This is a genomic window from Riemerella columbina DSM 16469 (assembly GCF_000374405.1).
In the GTDB taxonomy this organism is placed as follows: domain Bacteria; phylum Bacteroidota; class Bacteroidia; order Flavobacteriales; family Weeksellaceae; genus Riemerella; species Riemerella columbina.
This window is the reverse complement of record NZ_KB894239.1, coordinates 1-21,184: the sequence shown is the minus strand read 5'-3', so window position 1 is coordinate 21,184 and position 21,184 is coordinate 1. Positions and strand designations below refer to the sequence as shown.

Sequence of the window (21,184 nt, the reverse complement as noted above, 5' to 3'; positions counted from 1 at the left end):
AATGTTTTCATCTACTGTTAGCAGGGCTTCCCACACTTCATTTAAGCTCATCCAAGTGGACTTTCTCAAACTGATAGCCAATGCGGTTTGCTCATTGGTTAGAGCATACCGAATGGATTTAGGTCTGGAGGATTTGTCTTTAAGAGAATTTCTATTTTTCCACTTAGAAACGGTTTGTTGCGATGTGTTAAATTGCTGGGCTAACTCAAAATTACTAGCCTTAGATTTTTGAATTTGCTGACGAATGTTTATATTCGTAGTGGCGTTTGAATGATAAATTTGCATAATTATTTTCATTTATGAGAAACAAAAATAACCAACTTTTTTATCAGTTCCTCATAGGATTTACTTTGAAGGCTAGCCTTTAAAGTAAATCCTATGAGGATAGAATGCAATCAATAATGTTATGAAACTTTACACTTAATCACCCTTCTTCCAATACTCTTATAATAGAACCCTGTGCCTTCCACTTGTTCTAAAGCAAACATATTTCTACCATCAAATATGGCTTTGTGGTTCATTTTTTCTGCCATTAAATCGAAGTTTGGATTTTTAAACTCTGACCATTCTGTGGTAATAAGTAAAGCATCCGCACCATCTAATGCAGAATACATATCTTTAGCATAAGAAATTTTGTCGCCTAAAATCTTTTTTACATTTGCTTCTGCAATTTGATCGTAAGCTGTAATCGTTGCTCCTTTTTCTAATAATAATTTGATATTGTCTAGGGACGATGCCTCTCTAATATCATCCGTATTCGCTTTAAAAGCTAAGCCCCAAAGCGCAATCTTTTTTCCTTTTAAGTTCCTATCAAAATAGTTTTCGATATCGGACACTAAAACGACTTTTTGATTTTGATTAACTGCTTCTGTGGATTCTAAAATTTGGAAATTGTATTGTTCTTGCTTTCCTGATTTAATTAACGCCTTTACATCCTTCGGAAAACAACTTCCCCCATAACCAATTCCTGGGAATAGGAAACGATGCCCAATACGATCGTCACTGCCCATTCCTAATCTTACCTTATCCACATCTGCTCCTACTTTTTCACAGAAATTCGCAATTTCATTCATAAAGGTAATCTTAACGGCTAGAAATGAGTTTGCCGCATATTTAGTTAATTCAGATGATTTTTCATCCATAAAAATGATTGGCACTCCTGTATTGGTAAATGGCTGATAAATTTTCGCCATAATATCTCTAGCCTTATCTGAGGATGTTCCTACGACTACTCTCGCTGGGTTCATAGAATCTTTTACAGCAAAACCTTCGCGCAAAAACTCTGGGTTAGACACCACATCAAAAGGAACTTGGGTTTTTGAAGATACAACTTCTCTTACCTTATCGGCTGTCCCCACTGGTACAGTAGATTTATTAACTATCACTTTGTATTCGGTTATCATTTCACCGATATCATTCGCTACTTTTAGTACATAGGATAAATCTGCGGAACCATCCTCCCCAGGTGGCGTTGGTAACGCGAGGAATATCACTTCTGATTGATTAACAGCTTCCTCTAAATTGGTTGTAAAAAATAATCGCTTCGCTTGGATATTTCTTAGGAACATTTCTTCCAAATTAGGCTCATAGATTGGTACAATACCTTTCCTCATTCCTTCTACCTTTGCCTCATCTATATCTACGCAATATACGTTATTCCCTAATTCTGCTAGTGTAGTTCCTGTTACTAAACCCACATATCCTGTTCCAACGATGGTTATATTCATAATTAATAATTTTGTACAAAAATAGTTATAAATCTTTGCTTATACAATTGATATCTTTTCATAAATTAAAAAACCTGCACTAACTATTTAGTACAGGATTTATATTAATATCACTAATTTACTTTAGTTTTTTCTTAACTGCTACTTCTTCATATACTTCTAGGATATCTCCAACTTCTATATCATTATACCCCTTCAAGTTCAGTCCACATTCATAGCCTTTATTTACTTCTTTTACATCGTCTTTAAAGCGTTTTAAACTTTCTAATTCGCCATCAAACTTCACGATGCCGTCTCTAAGCAATCTTACTTTAGAATTACGCGTTACTTTTCCGCTTAACACCATACAACCCGCAATAGTCCCTACTTTAGAGATTTTGAATACTTCTCTAATTTCTACATTACCCACCACTTGTTCTCTAATTTCTGGTGATAACATACCTTCCATCGCTTCTTTTACATCATCAATAGCATCATAGATTACAGAATAAGTTCTAATTTCGATTTCTTCTTTCTCTGCAAGATCTTTGGCATTAACCCCCGCCCTTACATTAAATCCAATCACCACCGCATCAGATGCCGTAGCTAGAAGAATATCACTTTCTGTAATTTGACCAACACCTTTAAGAAGAATATTAATTTGAATTTCTTCCGTAGATAATCTTTGAAGCATATCTGAAAGGGCTTCTACAGAACCATCCACATCCCCTTTAAGGATAATATTCAGTTCTTTAAAGTCGCCTAATGCAATTCTTCGTCCGATTTCATCTAAGGTTAAGTGTTTCTTAGTTCTAATCGACTGCTCTCTTTGAAGTTGCTCTCTTTTATTGGCGATTGTTTTAGCTTCTCTTTCGTCATCGAAGATTCTAAACTTATCTCCAGCCGTTGGCGCCCCATCTAAACCAAGAATGGTAACTGGAATTGAAGGACCAGCTGACTTCATATTTTTTCCTCTCTCGTCTAGCATTGCCTTTACCTTACCATGGTTTTTACCTGCTAAAACATAATCCCCAACTTTTAGAGTACCCGCTTCTACTAGCATCGTAGAAACATAGCCTCTACCTTTATCTAATGAAGCTTCAATCACCACCCCTTGAGCATTTTTATTTGGATTGGCTTTAAGTTCTAATAACTCGGCTTGAATTAATACTTTTTCTAAAAGTAAGTCTATATTATTACCGAATTTTGCAGATATTTCCTGACATTGAACATTACCGCCCCATTCTTCAACTAAAATATTCATAGCTGACAATTGTTCACGAACTTTATCTGGGTTAGCATTGGGCTTATCCACTTTGTTAAGCGCGATAATCATAGGTACTCCTGCTGCCTGAGCGTGAGAAATCGCCTCTTTGGTTTGAGGCATCACATCGTCGTCCACTGCAATTACGATAATCGCAATATCGGTAACTTGCGCCCCTCTAGCCCTCATCGCAGTAAACGCCTCGTGACCTGGAGTATCTAGGAATGTAATGCGTTGGTCATTATCTAGTTTCACATTATATGCCCCGATATGCTGTGTAATACCACCAGACTCACCAGCAATAACATTGGTCTTTCTAATGTAGTCCAAAAGTGAAGTTTTACCATGATCCACATGCCCCATTACCGTAACGATTGGTGCTCTAGGTTCTAAGTCTGCTGGATCGTCTTCTTCCTCATCGGCAATTTCATCAGTTAATTCTGCATCTGCAAATTCTACTTGATAACCAAATTCCTCTGCCACAAGGGTAAGCGTATCTGCTTCAAGTCTTTGGTTCATTGTAACCATTACCCCTAGAGAGAAACAAGCTGAAATAACTTCTGTTGCAGAAACATCCATTAAGCTGGCTAATTCACCTACAGTAATAAATTCGGTTACTTTAAGTGTTCTATCCATTGCTGCCAGTTCTTCACGCTCGGCATCGGACTCTCTTCTTTGAACTCTTTTTTCTTTTCTATATTTCGCTGATTTAGATTTACCTCCTTTATTGGTAAGCTTTTCTAGCGTTTCTTTAATTTGGTTTTTTACCTGTTCTTCTGTGAGTTCTACAGGCATTGCCTTCTCTCCTCTCTTCTTCTTACCTCCGCGGCTTCTGCCGCCTCCCTCGTTTCTTTTATTGTTAGATGGTTTTGATTTGTTATTAGCATTAGCCTCCGTAGTGGTAGTCGGTTTATTTTCTTCAGTCTTAGAAATTCTCTTTCTTTTCTTTTTCTTTTTAGAACGATCTTCAAACTGAGATAAATCGACTTTCTGTTTTAGAATTTTTGGACCTTCTAATTTCTGATAATTGGTCTCTATTACTTTAGACTCTTGAGGCTCTTTAGCCGTTTCATCAGACTTAGGCGTCTCTGCAACTTCCGCCTTAGACAATTTTGCATCAACTTTTTTAGGAGTTTCAGTTTTAGCCTTAGGTTGTTTTTCCTTCTTAGGCTCTTCTTTTTTAGTTGACTTTTTAGCTGGTCTTTTTTTAGATGAAGACTCTATTTGAGAAAGATCAATCTTATCCAGAACTTTAAATTCTTGTTTATGCTCGTCTTTCTTTTGCTCTGATTCAGGTTCAGATGTCGCAACCGAAACTGGTGCTCCTTCCTCTTTTACAGATACTTTTTCTTCTTTTTTAGGTTCTTCCTTCCCTTTAGCACCTAAATCTATTTTTCCTAAAATTTTAGGTTCAGGGGCTTCAGAAGATTTGGCTCTTATAACCTCAGGGGCTTTTTCCTCTTTAAGTTCAATTTTTTCTTCAGGAACCTTGGATATCACCACCTCACTAGATGCCTTTTTTTGCTCTCCATCTTTCTGGAATTCGGCAACTAATGCAGAATATGCCTCTGGTGCTAATAGAGCATTGGGATTACTTTCCACCTCTATTTCTTTCGACTTTAAAAAATCTACGGCTCTAGAAACGGATATATTAAGCTCCTTAACTGCTTTATTTAATCTAATCTTTTTTGGCATAATGTTTTATCATAGCATTGAGTGGGACTCTCTGCTTTTTAATTAATTTATATATTTTTTTCTTTTGCAAAGTTAAGCTAAAACTTTGATTTTTACATGCTATTCAAATTCTGCACTTAGAATTCCCTTAACATCTTCTATGGTCTCTTCTTCTAAATCAGTTAAGCGTACCAAAGCATCTGTATCTTTATCTAGAATACTTTTCGCTGTGTCTAATCCTACTTTAAGGAAAGTATCAATAATCCATTTTTCAATTTCATCTTCAAACTCTCTGATATCTACATCGTCTTCTTCATTTTCAAATTCTCTGTAAACATCTATCTCAAAGCCTGTAAGCCAAGACGCTAATCTAATATTCTGACCATTTTTTCCAATAATTTTTGCAATTTCGTCAGATGGCGTATACACTAGAGCCCTTTCTGACTCTTCATCCACTTCAATTTTATTAATGGTCACATTTCCTAAAGCTCTTTTAATCAGAATTTCTGGATTTTTAGACCATTGAATCACATCAATATTTTCATTCTTCAATTCTCTTACTACCCCGTGGATTCTAGAACCTCTTACTCCCACACAAGCCCCTACAGGGTCTATTCTATCATCATAGGCGTCTACTGCAATTTTCGCTTTCTCACCTGGAAGTCTTACGGCTTTTTTAAGAATAATAGTCCCGTCTTGAATCTCAGGAATTTCTAATTCCAATAATCTTTCTAAGAATTTTGGCGACACCCTAGAAATGGTAATCTGTGGCTTAGAGCCTTTAAAGTCTACACTTTCTATCACCGCTCTTACATTATCTCCTTTTCTAAAGAAGTCTGAAGAAATTTGTTTTTCTTTAGGTAGTATAAATTCGTTACCATCTTCATCTAGAAGAATCACATGTTTAAATCTGATGTGATGCACCTCCCCCACCATAATTTCACCAATTCTATCTTTAAATTGTTCATAAAGATGAGCATTATAATGTTCCTGAATTTTAGTGGCTAAAATTTGCTTTAGTGTAAGGATATTTCTTCTTCCCAGTTGAGATACTTTAATCTCTTGGGTAAAATCTTCGCCCACTTCAAAAGTGGGATCTACTTTTCTAGCTTCGGAAAGTTCTATTTCTAAATCATCGTCTTCAGACATTTCATCTTCTACAACGATTTTATTTAAAAATATCTGAAAATCTCCTTTATCTGGATTTACAATCACATCAAAGTGATCATCTGAATCGTATCTTTTTCTTAAAAGTGTTTTTAGAGAGTCCTCGATAATCGCCATCAAGTCTATCTTGCTGATGTTTTTTTCATCTTTGAAATCTCCAAACGCTTCTATTAAAGCTAAGTTATCCATTTATATGTTTGTTTTTTATTTAAAATTTAAGCGCTACTAATGCTTTTTTAATATCACTGTAAAACACTTCGCGTTCCTCTTCTACATCTACTTTACCTTTGCCTACTTCCTTAGGTTTTCTATAACGAAGAATTAAGGTAATTTTATCTTCCTCCACTTTTGACAGCTCGCCCTCTATCTTAGAAGAATCATTAAGTAAAATATCTAAATTTCTACCAATATTTTTTTTAAATTGTCTTATCATAGTTAAAGGTTCGCTAAGCCCTGCTGACATCACCTGTAGAGAAAAGTCGCGGGCGTCTCTATCCATATTAAATTCTATCGCCCGACTGACATCTAAACAATCCTGTACTGAAACGCCATGGTCTCCATCAATAATTACCGTAACATCATCTGAAGGGGAAATTTTTAAGTCGATTAAAAATAAATCCTCTCGTTCCGCAAGGCATTGGTTGAGTAATGTTTCTATTTGGTCTTTAAAAGTCATTCTTTTGATAAAATTTATTACGAATTATTAACCTACGAAAAAAGGCTTTTTGAAAAAGCCCTTCCCATTATTATCCGTTAATCTTTTGCAAAGATAGATATTTTTTTGTATCTAACAAAATCCTAGTTGCAAATAAGCGTTAAGCAGCATAAAAACCATCGGTGGTCAACCATAAGGCAACCACCGATGACATAATTATTTCACAATAAATTTACCATATTTTTTATAGTCCGAAGCAACAAATAAGTAAATATAAACTCCTTTCGGCAATCCTTTAGTAGACAATTGATTTAGCGTATTATCTTGATCTAATCGAAGATGTTTTACAAGTACTCCTCGAGCGTCGTACACCATAAATTGCTTGTCTTTTTTCGCACTAAAGTTATTAAGTTTTATCTTCAAATCTTCACCTGCATTCAATAAAGATGGATAAACTTCTACTTGATTTTGCTGTACCGATGCTTCACCAGTAGCTAGGTTTGTTCCATTTTTCACAATTACCATATTGGGAATTGTACGGGAATGTGAGCCTTCTGGTGTCGTCACTTTTAGGGTTACATCATAGTTTCCGTTGTATTTAAAAATTACTTTGGGATTTCTAATGTTATGATTGTCCACATAGTATGGCTCAGGGCTAAAACTCCATTCCCATTTAATATTACTTTGGTTTACAATTGAATACAAATCAAAGAATACCATTTCATCGGCATTGGTTAATTCTGCCTGTGCTAGATTTAGTGCTAATGGCTGGGCTACAGGTTTGAAATCCTGTCTGTAAAGAGGAATTTCCCAAATCCCTTGGCTAGTTCCTACTCTTAGTTTGCCTTCTTTGTAAAAAGGAAGCAATCTTGTTGGGCGCGCCGCCGAAGGCAAGCCTTCTGAATAATCAATCCAATCGCTTAAGGTATCATCTTTATAATATACTTTACCCTCGTTTTCGCAGCCTAAGTAAACACCATTATGTTCATCTCCTGTGAGGATTATCCAGCGAAATTCTATTTTTTTCAAGGCTCCGTTTAATGGGTTTTTCCAACTATGTCCTCCGTCTTCTGAATAAGCTACAGCTCCCGCAGTACGGGACTGAACTACCCATAATTTGTTTTCGTCTTTTGGATCTACGGCAAGGTATGAAGTGGGGTTATACGAATAATAAGCGAATCCTAAATCGCCTGATATTTGAGGTAGCTTTTCCCAATTTTTTCCATTGTCTAAAGACTTATAGACATAATAAATACCACAGGCATAAATGGTATTAGGGTTAGAACGAGCAAATTCTATATTGGAGATAGGCTCTCCTTGAGTATCGAAAAGGGTGGTAAAAGAGTTTATACCTCCTTCATTTTTTGTCTCTTCAATTCTACCGCTAGCTGACCAAAAATTTTGACTGGGGTGAATCAGTATTCGCATTGCATAACGAGGGTCAGTAGCCATAAAACCATGATTCTTGAGTACTTCGTAAGGACGAGTATAAAATTTTTGATAATCAGCTAAAATTTGTCCATCAAGTTTATCGGGCATAGTAAATAGTGCCGCACCATCGGAGAAATAGACTTTTTTAGGATTGCTTAGCATTACATAGCCTGTGGCTTGCTCTACGCCTCCTACATAGACTGAGGTTTTTCCGTAGCTATTGTTATTTATCATTACGGCGTCTCCGTTGTGCCATCTTCCTCCTGCCATTACATCTTCGTTCCAGCCTTGCCCGAAGCCCCAGAAATCTGCTGCATATATTCCGTTTACTCTATTTTCTCCTTGTGTTTCAAAAAATGAAGGGGAGTATTTAATTCCGCCATCATTGGCGATCCAGACTTCGTTTCCTGCCACAGCAATGTCTTGCATATCTGGGTGAATTTGCTGATTTCCGTTGCAATAATCTCCTATCGTATTTTCGAAATAGCCTCCTTCTCCGCCCATTTCAAAGAACGATAAGCGCTACATAAACCAAAGATGATATGTTCGGGATTGGTATCGGAAACGCCAATCATCATATCATAGTACCCTTGCCCACCTTGTTTTGCATCTATAGAAGGGCAAAAAGTATTTTTTCTGTCATAAAATTGACCTGTTGCTACCGTTTTGTCTTCCCAATGAAGTCCTGCATCAATACTCTTGAGAATTCGGGGCATACCATAAGAATACCCAAAACTATTGATATTAACCAAAGCATAGACATAATCTTCTCCCCCTGTAGCATGGGTTACAGCTAACCGTCCTGCTCTTACTCCATTGCCTTGCACATCTACTGTTTCTCTGAAGTTTTGTCCTCCATCATATGAAATGTACAATTCGCCTCTATTCGAAGTCTTTTTTTCTCCTAATAGATATACGGTTTTTGGATTGTTGGGTTTTAATTCGTGGTCGTAAAACTTACCATTAAGTATTTTTTGAAAACTTTTCCCGTCAGTTGAACGGTAAAAGCCATCTGCCGCAGCTACTGTAACTTCATTTTTATCACTAGGGCTTACCCTTATACTATTTACTGTGGAAGTTACGCCATCAATTCTAGTAAAGCTAGTACCTCCGTTTCTTGTTACAAATAGCCCAACATCAGAGCCTACCCAAACGGTATTAGAATCACTATGGTCTATATAAATAGCTTTGATTTCTTTTCCAAAATTGAATGTAGGGTCGCAGGCTTGCCAATTCAACCCCTTGTCTGTAGTCTTAAACACTACGCCTGTTTCGGCTCCGCAGTACAATATATTGGGGTCTTTTTTAAAAACATCTATTCTAAACACATTGGCATGGGAGTCATAGGAGGCAACAAAACCTGTGTATTGATCATTTTTAGCCGTTTTATAGAGACCTATATTTTGCCATTTTTTAGCAGTTGTGTTCAAGGCTCTTTTACTTCTCCTTCCAGATGTTAAATTCTGCTGTACGGTAGCGTTGGAGGCATCTATCTTCTTTAAATATTCTGATTTTTTCGGTAGCACGATTTCTCCCTTGTTATTTACAAAAGGCTCGTAGGCCCTCCTCCATCTTCTGTAGAAATTCACCGCTGGTTTTTTCTCGGGAGTTTTCTTTTTCGCATCGGGGTCAGAGGCTAGCCATTCTTGAAATTTTCTTTCCATTTCAAAGAAATTAACGCCACGCGGATTTTTTTGAATTTCTTGCAACCACGCTGGGTCATTACCTGTAAAATATTCGGGTGTGTAGGGGTCGTAGAGTTCTTGGGTTTGAGCATTACAGTAGCCTATAGACATCAAAAAGGCTAAAATAATTAAACCGTAATTTTCATCATCATTATTAATAATTTTTTTGCAAAGATACAGTAAAATAGGATATAATAGGATACTTTTCAAATTTTATACCTAATAAATTAGTTTTTTAAAATTTTATTTATATATTTGTCCTGTAACAAAAAATAAAACATTACCAATCTAATTAATAAAACTCCGACAATGAAAAAACTAACCTCCCTCTGCCTATTATTATGTAGTTTATCTATGATTTGGGCACAAACTGTAATTTCAGGAAAAGTGAGTAACACTAATGGTGATGCACTTGCTAGTGCTAGCGTTACCGTACAAGAAGTGGGTAAGAGTGGTATTATCGCTTATACGCTTACCGATAACAAAGGCTCCTTCAAGTTAAGTTTTAAAACCTCAGCGGAACAATTGAAGTTTACGATTAAAGCCTTTAACCACCAGACACAATCGAAGGAAGTAAACAACCAATCCCAAACCCTTAGTTTTAAATTAAAATCCGAAGTTACAGAAATTAAAGAGGTTCGGTTAAAATCTAGAATCATTACCAAACGCGGTGATACCATTTCCTATGATTTAAAGGCATTTGAAAGCAAAAGTGATAGAACTTTAGCCGATGTTCTAAAGAAAATCCCAGGCATTGAAGTGAATAAAGATGGCTCTATCCTCTACCAAGGGGAACCTATTAATAAATTTTATGTTAATGGTAAAGATCTAATGGAAGGTGGCTATGGCACCATTAACAATGCACTCCCTAAAGATGCCGTAAAAAAAGTGGAAGTTATGGAAAACCACCAACCTGTAAAGGTATTGCAGGATAAAGTTCCGTCCGATAGAGCCGCCATCAACATTAAATTAAAAAATAAAGTAACCATGACGGGTAGAGGGGATATTGGACTAGGCTTCTCACCATTGCTTTGGAATGCTAAAGTAACCCCTATGTTTTTTGGGCAGAAAAACCAATGGGTGGTAAACTATAAAGCCAATAATATGGGCGAAAGTGTAGAAAAAGAAGGGCGTATTTTATCCTTTGGGAGCCGATGGGAAGGGGTAAGACGCAATATTTCGCAAGAATCTTGGGTTGGGGTTGAAACCGCCTCTACACCCAATGTCCCTGAAAAGCGCTACCTTATGAATAATGTCCATTATTTCTCTGCCAACCTACTGACCAGTCCATTTAAAAATAAAGAATGGGAGTTAAAAGCCAATCTGAGCTATGCTAACAACGCCATAGAACGCGAGGATTTGCAAGAGGTAACCTTTGGCAATGAAACCTATATTACCCAGAAAAAAAATAATTTCTATACCAACCAAGCTAAAGGGGAACTTATCTTTACTAAAAATGCCAAAAAAGGGTTCTTTAAAAATGTAACCACTTGGGATGGCTTTTGGAACATCGATAACGCCGATGTCTATAAAAAAGAATTTAGTGGGTCTAGAACCTCAGGACAGAATAATTACGCTCCAACGGGGTCTTTCCAAAACTCCTTAAGCACTATAATCCCCGTAGGCGAAAAACTGGTGAACGCTATGTCTTATATTAACATTAAAAATGATAAGCAAACCTTAACTTCCTCGCCTGCGTTATATTCTCAAAACAAACTCATCGGGGCTGTAAATTATCAGTCTTTAGAACAACAGCTGAATATTAAATCTGCGGAAATTAACCACTCAGCATCGGTGGGATTCAGTTGGGGCAAATGGACAATAACCCCAGAGGTAGGTTTGGATATGAACTTTAACCAAATGAATTCCGAATTGTTTGGACTTAATGGCAATACTGCATTTTCGTTTGGACAAGACTATCGAAATGATATGGTTTGGAATGAAATGAAGCCAAGTACCAAATTAGGTTTAAATTACAAAGGCGATAGATTTAATCTTTACCTCAATGCACCGCTTAACTTTTATAGCGTTACCTATAAGGATTTCCTTAGAAATGGAAAAGACAGAAGTTTAACTGCTACTGTTTTAGAACCGAGTTTTTTTATGAACTATGATTTCGCATCGTTCTGGAAACTAAGAGGTTTTGGAAGCATCAATTATAGTTTCGGGAGTTTTGGCTCACTCTATGAGGGCACTATGATGACCAATGCCGATTACTTTACCAATAAAGCGCCACAAACGAACATTATGCCAGAGAATCTTTCTAAAAGTATCGGTTCTACTTTGGAATATCGTAATCCACTGAATAATTTATTTATGAATGCGAGATACCGCTATGCGACTAATAAGAGAAACCTCATCACGGCAATCACGAGAAATGGCGCGTCTTTCCTATCCGAAGTGATAGCCTATGATAATACCGCAGTCTCTCAATCCGAAAGTGCGGAAGTAGGAAAATATTTCCCGAAGTTTAAAACCAATTTATCTTTAAATTTCGCAAATAACGATTCCGAAAGCATCTCTATGCTCAATAATAATTTAATTTATAATAAAAACAACAGACAGTCGTTCGGAGGTAAGTTTAATAATACACTATTATCTTGGTTAAGTGTAGATTACAACATCAATTTTTCTTGGAATAAAAACAAAAATACTTCCACAGGGGTAACTTATAAATCCTCTGGTTGGGACCATACACTAGCCGCTTTCATCTATCCGTTGGAAGACCATACCATTGGCTTTACTTGGGATGACAGCACTTCCAAAACCGATACAGACCACTTTAGAAATAGCTTCTATGATTTATCTTACCAATACACTTGGGCAAAAAAGAAAATTGATTTTGAGTTGAAGTGGCTAAATATTGGTAACAAGAAATACTACGAAACGGTAAGTATCAACAGCCAAGACAATAGTATCCGAAGAACATTAATCAACATCCGCCCAAGCCAGTTGATGTTTAGTGTTAAATTTAATTTTAAATAACCCTCCTTAATATTATACACCATTTAGCGGTTCTCTTCGGGGAATCGCTATTTTTTGATATCAAAAGTCGAAATAATGGGATAGTGGTCGGAAATTTTTCGCGTTCTATCCGTTTGAAAGGTTTTTATTTTAAATGCATTGGAAAAGAAAAGATAATCTATCCTGATAGGAAATTTATAATCGTGAAACGAAGTCCCCAGCCCATTGCCTACTTCTAAAAAACTATCCTGCAAAAGTTCATAGATGGTATAATACTCATACGAATTGGGCACGGCATTAAAATCACCCCCCACAATTACAGGATAAGGCGAGCGTTCTATTTCATTTTTAATGGTTTCTACCTGCTCTTGGTGAGTTTTAAATATAGGCATCATTCGGTTAATAAGCCCTTTAGCTTTGCGTTCATTAATCTCCAAATTACGGCTGGGCTTCACCATAGCTTTATCCAAATAAAATGGATTGAGATACACATTAATAATCCTTACTTTAGTCCCTTCCATATCCACATCTATAAACCCCGCAAAGCCATTACCAATACGGTCAGAATTGATAATTGGATATTTGCTATAAAAAGTAAACAAATCCATTTTTTTTCGGTATGGAAAACGCATTTGTTCTTCTTTATAATGATAAGACTCTTGCAGAATGACCAGATCTGCCGCTTGGTTATCAATATAGTTTTTGATATTTTTAGTACCATATTGTGCACCTTTAATATTAAAACTTAGGATCTTAATCTTTCCCATTTTTGGGGATTCTACTGGGGTGTAATTTAACCATCTTCGGATAGGCGTGAGTAATAAGATGATAGCTAAAAGAAAAAATAGTCCTCGCTTTCTCCACGCGACTAGCCAGTACAAACAAAATAGCACATTAAGCCCCAATAAAAGCGGAAACCCTAAAGATAAAAGGTTGAGCTCAGGAAAGATTCTAGGTGGAATATAAGCATTAAAAAGCATAGCATAGAGAAGCCCTAATGCTAAAATATGTAACAACAATATGAGCCATCTAACTAGTTTCATCGCTTTGGTTATTGTATCCTAAATCTATTTCTACTCCAAAGTTTCACCAAGATAAATCCAACAATTGCTCCACCTAAATGAGCAAAATGGGCTATATTATCCCCATCTCTCTGTGCCAATCCAAGATAAAGTGACCCCGCAATAAATATCGGGAACAAAATTTTAGCCTTGATAGGAAACGGAATGAATAAAAATATCAATTTAGCATCTGGAAATAATACTGCAAACGCTGCTAGTACGCCAAACAATGCTCCCGAAGCTCCCACCATAGGCGATAATAAGAAGCGTTGCATTTCTCCTTTAGCACTACCATCACTAAAAATTTGATTAAAATTAACCACCGAATGTTCCAAATCTACACTTCTGAAAATAGCGGCCACATCTTCCCCTTGGGACTGGAGTGCTTGCATAATATCATAGTATTGGTAGTAGTTCCAAAGGTTAAACACGATAAATGCTCCAAGTCCACTCATAAAATAGAGAATCAGATATTTCTTTTCCCCCAATACCCGCTCCAATACTGGACCAAAACTCCAAAGCCCTACCATATTGAACAACAAATGCATCCAACCGCCATGCATAAACATATGGGTGACAATTTGCCACGACCTAAAATTAGGCGATAATGGAAAATAAGCGGCTAAAAGATTGCTGATATGTGCAGGAATAAGGTATTCCGAAGCGATAAACATCAATACATTAATGATGATAAGCCCTTTAGTAAGGCGTGGAATCTGATTCAACATAATTAGTTTTTAATTTTATTTTTAAGGTCTTCCAAAGGCAACGCAATAAAGCATTTTTTCCCTGATGGTGTATATTGTGGAAAGCCTAATTCTGTAAATTTTTTAATTAAATCCTCTACCTGCGTTTTATAGAAAAAATCAAAACGGGACTTGGCATTAATTTTAACCCATTGATTGATATAATAGGTCATAAATTCCTCCTCTGTTTTATAGTCTAATATTTCAAACAATTGCTCCATAAACAGATTCACTTGCTTTTCACTTAGGTCCTGTGGTATGGCGTGAATTCTCAACACATGGTCGTCACCCAGTTCCATCTCGAACCCCAATTTGGGCAAGTATTTTTTTATAGAACGGAATTTATTTTTTTCCATTTCATTGAGAAGGTATTCAATAGAAAATAACAATTTCTGAGGGGGTGCCTGCTCGCGTTTGGACTGTTGTTTTTCGCTTAAAATCACGCGGTGCATACGCCCTAAATCCAGCATCAAAGTTTGCTCCCCTTGGTTATACAGCCAATAGCCATTGGGCAGTCGCATTAAATCCTCGTCAAAATCTTCATCTTCAAAAAGGTTGATTTTAGAAGGTTCTGCATCTTGAATGTTTTGTTGATACATTTCTACTAAAGCCCGACTTTCCGCTGGGCTCACTACCTCTTGTTTGAAAGGGTTATAATCTCTAGACACCTCGATGGGTGGCGCCTTTTTAGACTGATGTTGGCTAAGGTATTGTTCTTTCTGAATATGGAATAGTGGATTTTGGCGTTCGTCTTTATCAAAATCTAAACTTGGGGCTACATTATAAACCCCTAAGGAACGCTTAACCGTAGAGCGAATCAAAGCAAATATCAACGCTTCGTCTTCAAATTTAATTTCCGTTTTTTGGGGGTGGATATTGATGTCTATCCTATCGGGGTCTATTTCCAAATAAAGAAAAAAGGAAGGATTATAGCCATTTTGCAACAATCCATCAAATGCCTCTTGCACGGCTTTATTGAGGTAAGGACTACGGAAATAGCGTCCATTAACAAAGAAAAATTGCTCACTTCGGGAACGCTTGGCACCTTCTGGCTTGGCTACAAAGCCACTCAGTTTTACCCAATCCGTTTCTTCTTTTATAGGAATGAGCAGCGGCTGCATCTTACGACCAAACACTTCTACTATTCTTTGCAACAGACTGCCTTTTCTTAGTTTAAAGATTTCCTCATCGTTGTGGTAAAGTGAAAATTCAATTTGTTCATGTGCCAATGCCACCCGATGAAACTCGTCTATGATATGCCTAAATTCTACATTATCAGATTTTAAAAACTTGCGTCTTGCTGGGACATTATAAAATAAATTCTTCACCGAAAAACTAGAGCCATCAGCCGCCTGAACGGCTTCTTGAAATTGTAATTCTCCACCTTCAATATAAATATTAGTCCCTACGGTATCGTCTGCTTTTTTTGTTTTTAACTCCACCTGAGCCACCGCTGCAATAGATGCTAAAGCCTCCCCACGAAAGCCTTTAGTAGAAATTTTAAAAATATCTTCTGTACTGTATATTTTAGAAGTGGCGTGTCTTTCAAATGCCATTCTGGCATCTGTTTCAGACATACCGATGCCATTATCCACCACTTGAATTAGATTTTTGCCTGCATCTCTTACAATCAGTTCTATAGCTGTCGCTTGGGCATCTATGGCGTTTTCTAATAATTCTTTTACCACAGAGGCTGGGCGTTGCACCACTTCCCCTGCAGCAATTTGATTTGCCACAAAATCCGGTAAGAGTTTTATAATATCAGACATAAAAACAATCGGTTTTCAACCCCCAAAAATAGGCATAAGATTTTTAATGAAAAAATTAGCCCTAAAAATGTGATGAGGGATTGATGTAGAAATGTATTGATGTAAAATGTACCAATGTAAAAAGTACTAATAGAGATTAGAGGCTAGAAATTAGAATTTAGACAATAACAGCAATAGGCAGTAAGCCACTCAAAACTTATCACTCAAAACTTTCACCTTCATTTATAATCTATAACTTAGCATTTATAATCCATCTAAAATCTAATTTCTAAGCTCTAATTTCTAAATTTTCTTGCACAATAAAAAAATTATTGTACCTTTGTCGCCGTTATGACACGCAATACCAGCAACATAAAATTTTCTCAAAAAAACTACCCAAATAATTTGGTGGTTTCAGAAAATTGTGTAAACACACACACACACACACACACACACACACACACACACACACACAGGTTAATTCCTGCGTAGCGCGCGTATTATACGAATTTTTTTATTATTTAGCCGTAGGCAATTGTGTAGAGTTTAGAGATGAGAGCTTAGAACTTAGAGGTTTTATGGCTTTATGCCGTAGGCTAAAGGCTTTAGGCATCAACTCAAAACTCAACCCTCATCACTCGATATCTGCTTTAGGCAGTAAGCCGAATGTAGGAAGTCACTTATCACTTAACTCTTTTCACTTTTACTTTGCTGAAAGCCTAAAGCTTGAAGCTTACTGCTTATATGCAGCCCTTTCTTTGGCATTCCTTGCCATGGGCTGTAGCCCTGTCCTCATTTTCTTTAAGTTGTGTGTTATATATCTGGGGGCAGGGCGTTTTTTCTATGCTTTAAGCCGTAAGCCGAAGGCAGTAGGCAAAAGGCTTAGAGCTTTATGCAATAACTCATTACTTGCCACTGGCAATTTAAAACAATTGGTTCAATTCTTAGTTGCAGGCTTTAATCCTGTAGCTACTAAACAAATAAATTATTAACAAATTTAAATTTTATGAAAAAAACAATGAAGAAATTAGGTGTATTAGCCTTTTTAAGCTTAGGATTGATCACTTATGCTCAACAAGGTAAAGTAGGAATTAATGAGGAAGCACCACAAGCCACTTTGGAAATTAAAGTAGCTGATGCTAATGTAAGCGGAAACTCCAAAGAGGGTATTTTAATCCCTCGTGTTACGGCTGCAAGAGCCGAGGCGATGGGGACAGATGTTGCCGAATCTACTTTGCTTTATATCACCGATGGCACGGCAGGCACAGGTACCACTTCTCTGGTAAATGGCAAGGGCTTTTATTATTTTGATACAACCGACCAAAAATGGAAAAAAGTAGGTGGTGGAGACTCTACCACAGCCCCACAAACATGGGAGCAAATACGATATGGCGCCAATGGGAAATACATGATACCTACCGATAGAGGTAGTGTTATACCTAAAGACACTTGGTTAGCTATAGGGACTGAAACAGTAGCAGATGTTAGATTACCTGAATTGACTCAAGCTGATGCGGGAAAGATGATAGTAGTATCTAAGGAAGGCTCTGGAAATTTACAAGTGCTTGATCATAATGGTTTGGTTGCAGGAATGCCAGGTACTGTTATGTATGCTGTTTCTACAATCGGTGCTTTTCGTGGAAGGGCATTTATTTGGGATGGTCAATACTGGAGAACAACAAATTATTAAACTATTTAAATATTAAAAAAACGATATGAAACAAATGTTATTTTTTGTGTTAATACTTACTTCAAGTATAACATTTGCACAAATCAATTTAACAGCTAATCCCAATACTGTCACACTACCTAATGGGAATAGTGCTTTTTTAGATGCTTCTTCAGCTTATGACACTGATTTTAACGGCAGCAACAACAAAGGCAAAGGTTTAGTATTTCCACAAGTAGACTTGACAACTTTTGAGTTTGATACCACAACGCCAGATGGTGCCGAAGTGCTACCAACCTTTTACGATGGTATGATTGTTTACAACTCAGCTACAGGAAAGACCTTGGAAGATGCCACAAAAGGCGGTATTCAAGTATCTGTAGAGCCAGGTTTTTACTATTTCTATAATCCCAATGGACGCACCAATCAAAGTGTTGCTCAAGGTAAATGGCTTAAATTAGGCAGTGGCAATGAATCTGCCAACACGCAATACCTTACGCCCGAGTATGTAGGCGCCACAGGGGTGTGGATGCAGAATGTAGCCACAAGCGGAAACACCATCAAGTTTAAGGTAACCAACCACGCAAGTGCTAATTTTTCTTCCTTAAACTTCCAAAATGCTTTAAGGCTAAATGGTGCTTCGCAAGGGCTTTCCTACACCGCAGCAGAGGACTATACCAATGTAGCCTTGGCTGGTGGGCAGAGCAAAACTTTAACTTATAATGTAACTGGCACACCGCTAAGTTATGGCGTGCTTACTGCCAATTTCTCTGCCCTCAATGGTGCGATAACTGCCTACGGCACCATACCTGTGCAAGAGCAGTCTGCTGTGAAAGTGCTTTCGGTGGAGCTTTTGGGCGATTATATCAGCAATAAAACCGTTACCAATGCCGAGAAAGTGCAGGTAAAAATCCATAACTTCTCTACCCAAGCGGTGAGCAATACCGATTTAAGCCGTGTCATCAACCTCTCTGGCGTGGCGGGCTTAAGTGTTGCTCCGAGCCAAAATACCAGCGTAAGCATACCGGTAGGTGGCGAGGTTACGCTTACTTATGCTTTGCAAGGTGCGCCAACCTCTGTGGGCAACTTGATTGCTGCCTTTAACCCCAATGCGGTGGTAAGCGGAAACGCCAATACCACCAAAGCCGTAAATGCTTTTACCAATGTAAGTGTAAGCAATATGCAGATTGGGGGCGACTATGTGGTGAACCAAGCCATGACGGCAAGCAACCAAGTACAGGTAACCTTGCACAACAACAATGCCTTTGAGCTGGTACACCTAAACGCACAAGATGCCTTAACGCTAAGCGGCAGCTACCAAGCGATGACGGTACAAGCCAACCAAAACACGGATTTTAACCTCCCTGCCAACGGCACCAAAGTATTGAGCTACACCCTCACGGGCGAGCCACATGTGGGCGGACCAATGACCGCCACTTGGAGCCAAAGCCCTTTTGGCAGTGTGAGTGCTAACAAAACGGTGGCACAGTTTAATGTAAGCCCTACTACTTTTTATTTTAGTGCGAACCAAAACGGCAGCGGTACCATTACTATAAACTCTTCTGAACCTTGGCAATATGAGCTATTACCAGGCGCGAGCTGGATTAGCGTAGGCACTGCCACGGGGCAGAATGGCAACGGCACGCTTAGCTTTACCACACAGCCGCACACTTCTGCCACCGCAGAATTAGGCTTTATCCGTATCTACCGCAACGATGGCAACGGCGTAAAAGTTGCCATACGCCAACCACCGACTGATGATTTTAACGTGGCTACAAATGGTTATTTCTCTATTCATGGCGAGACGAAGGATTTCACCGTAAGCTATGGGGGTAGTAGCAATTGGAGTGTAGTGAGCTACCCAGACTGGGTGGAATCTGCCACGCAAGTGAATGCCACTACGCTAAGGGTGGTTTCTAAACCAAGAACAGAGGTGGGGGATCTTAAAGAAGGAATCATACGCCTGACTTATGGTGGAGGCTATCTCAAGGAATGTTGGATAGCCCAAAAGCAAAAAGCAGAGAAATGCCCTGCCACGCCACCGGCTGGGCTACGGGCAGACAAAGGCTATAGAATATGGCATTATAAAGAGGAACCTACTTTTGAGGAATTCCTTACCCTATACGAGGAAAGAGATGGCAACGATGATTTTAGTGATGTGGGAGTTGGCGCTTACATACAAACGCAAGTGGTAAAAACGGCTACTAAATCTTATTTGTATGTAGGAACATCTGCAAGCATTAGAACAAGTGTATATTATAATACCTACTGGTCGGGATATAAACAAAGTGATTATTATTTGACTTCAACAGATAGTTCTCAAGAACTTTCTAAGTACCTCAATAATCAACTCCCTAAGTATCCTCGTGTAACACCGCTTATCTGTGTAGATGGTTATGATGAAGACACGCCAAGCAGGCCGTAGTATTAAATACAAAAGAGAATAAGTGTTTATTCAGATTTTAATTCCAAAGACAGGGGCTTACAAAGCCTCTGTTTTTTTATGTTTTTCAGCTTTCAAAAAGCCCTACCGCAAGCTCCTAATCATAAGCCAATTGCACGGGTGCTAAATTCCATCAGTGTCGCGTTAAAATTCCATCGGCCTCGCGTAAAAATTCCGTCGGCCTTGCGTTAAAATTCTATCGGTGTAGAAATTGTATTGTGTGCGTGGGCAGAAAGGCTTCCGTTCCATATCCCCCTAAGTTTAAAAAACTTTTCAAGCCCCAGCCCTGCCTATAAGCTATAAACTAAACTTTATTTTAGCCAATACCTGTGCAGGCCTTAGGTGGTATATGTTTTCGGTGGTAAAAAGAGGCGAGGAATAAGAAGTTTGGTAGGTTTTAAGGTTAATAACCTGAGTTCGATTAATATTTTAAGGGAGATAAGTTGTATAAAAAGAGAAACAGTTGTATTTTTAAGTTTTTAAAAATCAAGTATTTAACAACTATTTCTCATGATTAATTACGACAAAATTACGGATATTTTTTGTATTGTAGATGAAACCGAAGGTTCGGCGTAGCCAATTTTGTAATGATTTTGAAAAATTCACTCAACCTTTTCTTCTCGGAAAGCCTCCCAAAAAGAAGCCCAAAATGAGTAACGCTGAAGTGATCACCATTATGATTCTTTTTCATTTAAGCGGTTTTAGAACTTTTAAGCATTTTTACATTTTCTATGTTCAAAAGCATATGCAACAGGAATTTCCTCAAACGGTCTCTTATAACCGATTCACAGAACTTATGCAATCTAATGTCATAGCTCTTACTATGTTTGCAAAAACTTGTGCCTTAGGTAGTTACGCGTTGATTTCTTTTGTGGATAGCACTCCAATAAGAGTATGTGGAAACAAAAGAATTAAACGCAATAAAGTATTCAAAGACCTAGCTACAACTGGTAAATCCACCATGGGTTGGT

General features: G+C 37.8%; 13 protein-coding genes and 2 pseudogenes. 5 read left to right on the top strand and 10 right to left on the bottom strand.

Translation table 11 applies throughout. The annotated features are described in order from the left end of the window. From C237_RS0106940 to C237_RS14975, 7 genes and pseudogenes are all read right to left on the bottom strand, one after another. Positions 1-285, bottom strand: a pseudogene (locus tag C237_RS0106940) (hypothetical protein); the annotation flags it as partial. 119 nt (positions 286-404) lie between these two features. Then, positions 405-1,727 (bottom strand): UDP-glucose dehydrogenase family protein, encoded by a 1,323-nt coding sequence (locus tag C237_RS0106935; RefSeq protein WP_018675776.1) that lies wholly within the window; start codon positions 1,725-1,727, stop codon positions 405-407. 118 nt (positions 1,728-1,845) lie between these two features. Beyond that, positions 1,846-4,665, bottom strand: a complete 2,820-nt coding sequence (gene infB, locus C237_RS0106930; protein ID WP_018675775.1) for a translation initiation factor IF-2 — start codon at positions 4,663-4,665, stop codon at positions 1,846-1,848. A 99-nt stretch (positions 4,666-4,764) separates the two neighbouring features. Next, positions 4,765-6,000 carry a transcription termination factor NusA gene (gene nusA, locus C237_RS0106925; protein ID WP_018675774.1) on the bottom strand — a complete coding sequence of 412 codons (1,236 nt, stop codon included), beginning with the start codon at positions 5,998-6,000 and terminating at the stop codon, positions 4,765-4,767. Between the two features lie 19 nt (positions 6,001-6,019). Then, positions 6,020-6,487 carry a ribosome assembly cofactor RimP gene (rimP, locus tag C237_RS0106920; RefSeq protein ID WP_018675773.1) on the bottom strand — a complete coding sequence of 156 codons (468 nt, stop codon included), beginning with the start codon at positions 6,485-6,487 and terminating at the stop codon, positions 6,020-6,022. A 195-nt stretch (positions 6,488-6,682) separates the two neighbouring features. Further along, positions 6,683-8,401, bottom strand: a complete 1,719-nt coding sequence (locus tag C237_RS14980; RefSeq protein WP_020608199.1) for a T9SS type A sorting domain-containing protein — start codon at positions 8,399-8,401, stop codon at positions 6,683-6,685. Continuing rightward, the gene (locus C237_RS14975) at positions 8,365-9,792 is read right to left on the bottom strand and encodes a WD40/YVTN/BNR-like repeat-containing protein (protein ID WP_020608198.1); all 1,428 of its coding nucleotides are present in this window, start codon (positions 9,790-9,792) and stop codon (positions 8,365-8,367) included. The genes C237_RS14980 and C237_RS14975 overlap by 37 nt, the downstream gene beginning before the upstream one ends. Before the next feature lie 99 nt (positions 9,793-9,891). Between C237_RS14975 and C237_RS0106910 the strand changes: the two genes are divergently transcribed. Further along, positions 9,892-12,567, top strand: a complete 2,676-nt coding sequence (locus C237_RS0106910; protein WP_026315546.1) for a TonB-dependent receptor — start codon at positions 9,892-9,894, stop codon at positions 12,565-12,567. 47 nt (positions 12,568-12,614) lie between these two features. Here C237_RS0106910 and C237_RS0106905 read toward each other — a convergent pair whose 3' ends face one another. The 3 genes from C237_RS0106905 to mutL are packed head-to-tail and all read right to left on the bottom strand — an operon-like array spanning position 12,615 to position 16,122. Beyond that, positions 12,615-13,589 carry an endonuclease/exonuclease/phosphatase family protein gene (locus C237_RS0106905; RefSeq protein WP_026315545.1) on the bottom strand — a complete coding sequence of 325 codons (975 nt, stop codon included), beginning with the start codon at positions 13,587-13,589 and terminating at the stop codon, positions 12,615-12,617. Positions 13,590-13,597: 8 nt separating this feature from the next. Beyond that, the gene (locus tag C237_RS0106900) at positions 13,598-14,335 is read right to left on the bottom strand and encodes a rhomboid family intramembrane serine protease (RefSeq protein ID WP_018675770.1); all 738 of its coding nucleotides are present in this window, start codon (positions 14,333-14,335) and stop codon (positions 13,598-13,600) included. A 2-nt stretch (positions 14,336-14,337) separates the two neighbouring features. Beyond that, positions 14,338-16,122: a DNA mismatch repair endonuclease MutL gene (gene mutL / locus C237_RS0106895; RefSeq protein ID WP_018675769.1), complete on the bottom strand. Its 1,785-nt coding sequence runs from the start codon at positions 16,120-16,122 to the stop codon at positions 14,338-14,340. A gap of 557 nt (positions 16,123-16,679) precedes the next feature. Between mutL and C237_RS0106890 the strand changes: the two genes are divergently transcribed. The 4 genes and pseudogenes from C237_RS0106890 to C237_RS13650 all read left to right on the top strand — a co-directional run. Further along, on the top strand, positions 16,680-17,093 hold the full coding sequence (locus tag C237_RS0106890; RefSeq protein WP_018675768.1) for a hypothetical protein: 414 nt from the start codon (positions 16,680-16,682) through the stop codon (positions 17,091-17,093). A gap of 14 nt (positions 17,094-17,107) precedes the next feature. Then, positions 17,108-17,791, top strand: a complete 684-nt coding sequence (locus tag C237_RS14970; RefSeq protein WP_018675767.1) for a hypothetical protein — start codon at positions 17,108-17,110, stop codon at positions 17,789-17,791. Between the two features lie 25 nt (positions 17,792-17,816). Next, on the top strand, positions 17,817-20,195 hold the full coding sequence (locus tag C237_RS13935) for a BACON domain-containing protein (RefSeq protein WP_018675766.1): 2,379 nt from the start codon (positions 17,817-17,819) through the stop codon (positions 20,193-20,195). 528 nt (positions 20,196-20,723) lie between these two features. Beyond that, positions 20,724-21,184, top strand: a pseudogene (locus C237_RS13650) (transposase); the annotation flags it as partial.

Bases quoted from the DNA above. Each gene is read 5' to 3' on its own strand.
- rimP (WP_018675773.1), bottom strand. From the start codon at position 6,487: ATGACTTTTAAAGACCAAATAGAAACATTACTCAACCAATGCCTTGCG.
- nusA (WP_018675774.1), bottom strand. From the start codon at position 6,000: ATGGATAACTTAGCTTTAATAGAAGCGTTTGGAGATTTCAAAGATGAA.
- infB (WP_018675775.1), bottom strand. From the start codon at position 4,665: ATGCCAAAAAAGATTAGATTAAATAAAGCAGTTAAGGAGCTTAATATA.
- mutL (WP_018675769.1), bottom strand. From the start codon at position 16,122: ATGTCTGATATTATAAAACTCTTACCGGATTTTGTGGCAAATCAAATT.
- C237_RS0106890 (WP_018675768.1), top strand. From the start codon at position 16,680: ATGGCTTTATGCCGTAGGCTAAAGGCTTTAGGCATCAACTCAAAACTC.
- C237_RS13935 (WP_018675766.1), top strand. From the start codon at position 17,817: ATGAAACAAATGTTATTTTTTGTGTTAATACTTACTTCAAGTATAACA.
- C237_RS14970 (WP_018675767.1), top strand. From the start codon at position 17,108: ATGAAAAAAACAATGAAGAAATTAGGTGTATTAGCCTTTTTAAGCTTA.
- C237_RS0106910 (WP_026315546.1), top strand. From the start codon at position 9,892: ATGAAAAAACTAACCTCCCTCTGCCTATTATTATGTAGTTTATCTATG.
- C237_RS0106900 (WP_018675770.1), bottom strand. From the start codon at position 14,335: ATGTTGAATCAGATTCCACGCCTTACTAAAGGGCTTATCATCATTAAT.
- C237_RS0106935 (WP_018675776.1), bottom strand. From the start codon at position 1,727: ATGAATATAACCATCGTTGGAACAGGATATGTGGGTTTAGTAACAGGA.
- C237_RS0106905 (WP_026315545.1), bottom strand. From the start codon at position 13,589: ATGAAACTAGTTAGATGGCTCATATTGTTGTTACATATTTTAGCATTA.
- C237_RS14980 (WP_020608199.1), bottom strand. From the start codon at position 8,401: ATGGGCGGAGAAGGAGGCTATTTCGAAAATACGATAGGAGATTATTGC.